At 29.6% G+C, this 4,800-nt stretch carries 7 protein-coding genes; 6 read left to right on the top strand and 1 reads right to left on the bottom strand.

Annotated elements, in window-relative coordinates:
• Positions 1-154: 154 nt before the first annotated feature.
• Positions 155-658, bottom strand: a complete 504-nt coding sequence (locus QLS31_RS16075) for a CAP domain-containing protein (RefSeq protein ID WP_282744679.1) — start codon at positions 656-658, stop codon at positions 155-157.
• Between the two features lie 614 nt (positions 659-1,272).
• On the opposite strand from QLS31_RS16075, the gene QLS31_RS16070 reads away from it, so the two are divergent.
• The 6 genes from QLS31_RS16070 to QLS31_RS16045 all read left to right on the top strand — a co-directional run.
• Positions 1,273-1,530 (top strand): hypothetical protein, encoded by a 258-nt coding sequence (locus tag QLS31_RS16070; RefSeq protein WP_099715324.1) that lies wholly within the window; start codon positions 1,273-1,275, stop codon positions 1,528-1,530.
• A 164-nt stretch (positions 1,531-1,694) separates the two neighbouring features.
• A complete protein-coding gene (locus tag QLS31_RS16065; RefSeq protein ID WP_282744678.1) occupies positions 1,695-2,372 on the top strand; it encodes a peptidoglycan DD-metalloendopeptidase family protein in 678 nt (225 codons plus the stop codon).
• A gap of 2 nt (positions 2,373-2,374) precedes the next feature.
• On the top strand, positions 2,375-2,851 hold the full coding sequence (locus tag QLS31_RS16060; protein ID WP_282718600.1) for a hypothetical protein: 477 nt from the start codon (positions 2,375-2,377) through the stop codon (positions 2,849-2,851).
• Positions 2,852-3,132: 281 nt separating this feature from the next.
• Positions 3,133-3,495, top strand: a complete 363-nt coding sequence (locus tag QLS31_RS16055) for a cupin domain-containing protein (RefSeq protein ID WP_099715321.1) — start codon at positions 3,133-3,135, stop codon at positions 3,493-3,495.
• Between the two features lie 217 nt (positions 3,496-3,712).
• The gene (locus QLS31_RS16050) at positions 3,713-4,264 is read left to right on the top strand and encodes an AraC family transcriptional regulator (protein ID WP_282744680.1); all 552 of its coding nucleotides are present in this window, start codon (positions 3,713-3,715) and stop codon (positions 4,262-4,264) included.
• An 88-nt stretch (positions 4,265-4,352) separates the two neighbouring features.
• A partial coding sequence (locus tag QLS31_RS16045; RefSeq protein WP_282744677.1) for a PAS domain-containing protein occupies positions 4,353-4,800 on the top strand: 448 nt, incomplete at its 3' end.

The raw sequence follows: 4,800 nt of genomic DNA, 5'->3' as shown, positions 1-4,800 counted from the left end.
TTTATTACAATAACGATAGAATCAAGTCTAATTTAAACAAAATGAGCCCGATACAATATCGAGCTCATTATTATCAAAATTAATTATAAATTTGTCTAAACTTTTGGGTGCAGTCTATCATTTTTTGTCGGGCTTTCTTTTTTACAAATCTAAATTATATTTTAGCAAAAATATTGGTGTAATATTTTTTTCCGTTAGCAGGATTTTCCCTTATAGAAATTCCAAAATGAGTATAATCACCAAAAATGTTTTCTTTATGTCTGGGACTATTCATCCATGCATTTAAAACAGCCTGAGGAGAATTATAATTATAAGCGATGTTCTCACCTACTTTCTTGGCTCCCAAAACATTTATTATGTTTTGAGAACGTGTAACAAAATCATTATGGTTTACCACATTATTGGTAATCATATATTTATTATGCTCTTCCGATTTATAAGAGAGGTAATTAATTTTCTCCAAAGCATTTAAGCCGATACTTACCCTGTAAGCATTTAACAATTCCATAGTCTCTAATTCTGATGAAATATAAGTATAGTTCACTTCCTGAAAAGGTGCTGTTTTATCATTTTGTAATTCTGAATTATTAGAAGAACAAGAAGCTATGGCAAATATTATCACGATAAGCGATAATACATGAAACACATTTAATTTCATAATAATAACTATTGATTTTTACAAGATTATTCACAAAAGTTGATTGATTTTCAATTAAAATAGGTTTCAAAAAAAGACATGAATGACACATGAAAAACCTATGCAAGTTTATCTAAATTCATTCTATAAAAATTGGGGAAGAGTTTTGTCCTTTATGGGATACTGAAAAAGTTGTTATTTTCCATAGACGCCTTGTTTTAAATTAATATTACAAAATCAGTAAAGAGAGAGCCAGCTAAAACTGATTCTAAATTAATCTTTACGATTTTAATTAATCAAAATATAGTAGATGAGGCGCTTGATTTTTTTATAGTAAAAAGATAATTTTTACCATATTATTTTTAAAGAAGTTTTCATTTAAAAATCTGTTTTCAATAAATTGACTTCTAAAAAGCATATCGAAGTTACAAAAAACAAAAATCACACATTCAACTTTAACTACAATTAACTGTAAATCAATATTTTATATTATTTTTTAATATTGTTAATAAAAAAATACTGACTTAGTTTTGCTCTGAATGAGAGAATTGTCACTCTATTTATAAATTCAAATTTCAAATACGTTTCAAACAAATAAAACAGTATCTTGTGAATCAATCCATTATACATAAAATATGAAAAAAGCATCATTGTTTTTAGGAATCCTATCACTACTTGCTATTGTTTCCTGCAAGAAAAAAGAAGAAACTCCAGTTCCAGCAACACAAACTGAAACTTCAAGTGAGACAACTACAACTGTCACTACCGAAGCGAAAGATAGCACGTCAATAAAAGTAGCTACCGATGGTGTAAGTGTGACTACAAAAGATGGAAAAACTAAAACCAGCGTAGAACTTTCCGGTGGTGAAGCAAAAGTGGAGATCAAAAAGTAATATCCCATTATTATGTCGACAAAGTATTAGAATGCCAATATGAAATTTCATATTGGCATTTTTTTTAGAAACATTTTTCACAATTAAAAGTTATAATACTACCTAAATTTTTATGTTGCCATTTTTTATTTTAAATTTAAGAATTATAAAAATTAATACAAATTATGACCGCACTGGAAACTATCTTAAAAGACATCCAAAATGTAAAAGTGATAGACAAATCAATAAATTACGACCAATACATCCCATTGGATTTATCGATACAAAATGAAAGCTTTACAAAACAGACTATTGAAACTGCAAGTAATTTTGAAAAATATATCGAAAACTATTTAGACGAAAACAATGCAAAAGTTGCTTTTGGTGGTTATAAAGAAATTAGAAATCTATACAAACGCAGTGATATTTTCAACGATTCTAAAACTGAGGAACGAAATATCCATATCGGTTTAGATTTATGGATTAAAGCCGGAACTCCAGTATTAGCAGCACTTGATGGATTTATTCATAGTTTTAATTACAATACTGGTGTAGGAGATTATGGTCCAACGATTATCTTAGAGCATAAAATAGAAAATCAGCGTTTTTATACTTTATACGGCCATCTTTCGTTAGAAAGTATCAGCGATATTGAAATTGGTGATATTTTCGAAAAAGGACAACAAATAGCGACTTTAGGAGATGCTTCCGTGAATGGAGATTATGCACCTCATTTACATTTTCAGATCATAGAAGAAATTTCACAAACATTTGGTGACTATCCTGGAGTTTGCAGTGAAAATGACTTGAAGCATTATTTGAAGAACTGTCCAGACCCGAATATCTTATTAAAAATTGTATAAATATGAAAAAAATAATTATTGTCTTCAGTATTCTTCTGCTCATTGGATGTAAATCAAAAAAAGTTGTTACAACTGCTGAACCGGAGAAAGCTAAAATTGAAAAACTTGGTTTATCCGAAGTTAATGAAAGCCAAAAAATCAAAGCCTATGAATTAGGAAAAAGAGTTTTAATGACTTGTAATACTTCTAAATTCAAACCTTTCAACCAAAGTGAAGCAACAGAATCTGTCATCAAGAATACGACAGAGGAAAGATTGACAAAAACCTGTACCAGATTCCGCCAGTATTATGGAACTTTTATTGATCTTCAATTAGTTGAGATTTACAAAAACAATTTTGACGGAACAACAATTTTTCGCTATAAAGCATTGTATTCAAAGAAAGTAGCCAATAAAGAACTTCGTGTTTCAATGAATCAAGAAAATAAAGTTTCCTCAATTAAATCATTGGATTGGGTAACTCCTTTTTCGATGAATTAATTTTTTAATAAAATAATCCTGAGTATAAACCCTTTTATGCCCCAGAAAGCCTCTTTAATCTAAATTTAGAATAGAGATACTTTTATAACTTATATGCAATGAGTTAATTATAAAAAAATATTGTTTATCAACATCTTTGATAATGTAAACAAATTAGCTGTCCAATAATTGGCTTTTTTCGACCAAAACTAACTCTTTTATACGATTATATAGCGTAATTGGGTTTAAAGCGACTACCTTCACAAAATCTCAACTTATCGAAGAGCAATTAAATAGCCAATATGCAATATAAAAATAAACCTATAGATAACCGTGAGTTAACAAAATCCCAATCACACATCATAGTTGAAATTATACAGTATATACCAAATGCTGTTTTAAGCAGAACCATAATTAAAAAAACTACCGGAAACATAACTGCTTTATCATTTGATGCTGGCGAAGAATTATCGGAAAGAACATCACCTTTTGATAATTATGTGCAAATAATTGACGGAACAGCCGAGATTTTTATCAATGAAATAAAACACCTGCTTAAATTAGGAGAAGGAATAATAATTCCGGCTCACTCCACACATTCCTTTAATGCAAATGTGCAATTCAAAATGATTTCAACAACTATAAAAAGTGGGTACGAAAATTAATATTGCTTTTATGAAAGCACAGCTTATTTATGTCATCCAAAAAAAATAATACGCTATTTTTCAATATTTTAATATTTAAAAATACGATTTAAGCGAATAATAGATGGATATCCTTCTAATAAATTATTCATTAGAATATATAATGTAACTTTAACCTGAAAAAAAATAATTTTTCTAAACTGTAAACGAAATATCTTTGAAACTATACATAAAATACATGGTAAGTAATCGCTGTAAGATGGCGGTAAAAGAAGAATTAAAAAAACTTGGACTACACTTCATGGTTGTAGATTTAGGTGAAGTTGAAATCATGGAAAATATCTCTATGGACCAGAGGCAACTTTTAAAAAGAGCACTTTTGGACTCCGGACTTGAACTAATGGATGATAAAAAATCCATGCTAATCGAAAAGATAAAAAATGTAATTATCCAGATGGTTCACCATTCAACAGAGAATATAAAAATTAATTTTTCTGATTATCTGAGTCAACAATTAAATCACGACTATACGTACCTCTCCAACTTATTTTCGGAAGTGCAAGGAACTACAATCGAGCAATTTATAATTTCACACAAAACTGAACGTATAAAAGAGCTGATTATTTATGGTGAATTAAACATCACTGAAATAGCCTGGAAAATGAACTACAGCAGTGTGGCACATTTATCCAGCCAATTTAAAAAAGTTACCGGCCTCTCACCTTCCCATTTTAAACAATTGAAAGATAAAAGACGCAACCCAATTGAAGACATTGGTAACTTAAAATAGAAAAAAAATCAAGTCAATTTTATAAATAAATATAGAAACTATAAAAACTCAAGAATCACAATACGCCAGAAGTCTTATTGAAGCTAGTTTGGACCCGTTAATTACAATAAATCCTGAAGGGAAAATTACGGATGTAAATGAAGCTACAGTAAATATTACGGGGCTGAATCGCGATCGTTTAATTAATTCTGATTTTTTCAATTATTTCACCGAAAAGCAAAAAGCACGTGAAGTGTATCAGGAAGTGTATGAAAAAGGTTCTGTTTCAGATTCCCCGCTTACACTGAAGCATAAAGACGGTAAATTGACAGATGTTTTATTCAATGGTTCTGTTTATAAAGATGATCTGGGAAGTGTATTAGGAGTCGTAATTGTTGCCCGCGATATTGCTGAGCAAAAATGGGCTTTAGATTTACGGGTTGCCAATAAAGAGCTTGCTTTTCAAAACGATGAAAAAGAAAAAAGGGCAGCTGAACTGGTAATTGCCAATAAAGAGCTTGCTTTTCAAAATGATGAGAAAGAAAAAAGAGCTAATG

The sequence above is a fragment of the Flavobacterium sp. XS2P24 genome, from assembly GCF_030010285.1.
GTDB classification, from domain to species: Bacteria; Bacteroidota; Bacteroidia; order Flavobacteriales; family Flavobacteriaceae; genus Flavobacterium; species Flavobacterium algoritolerans.
The sequence above is the reverse complement of the archived record's forward strand: the minus strand, read 5'-3'. Positions and strand labels throughout refer to the sequence as shown.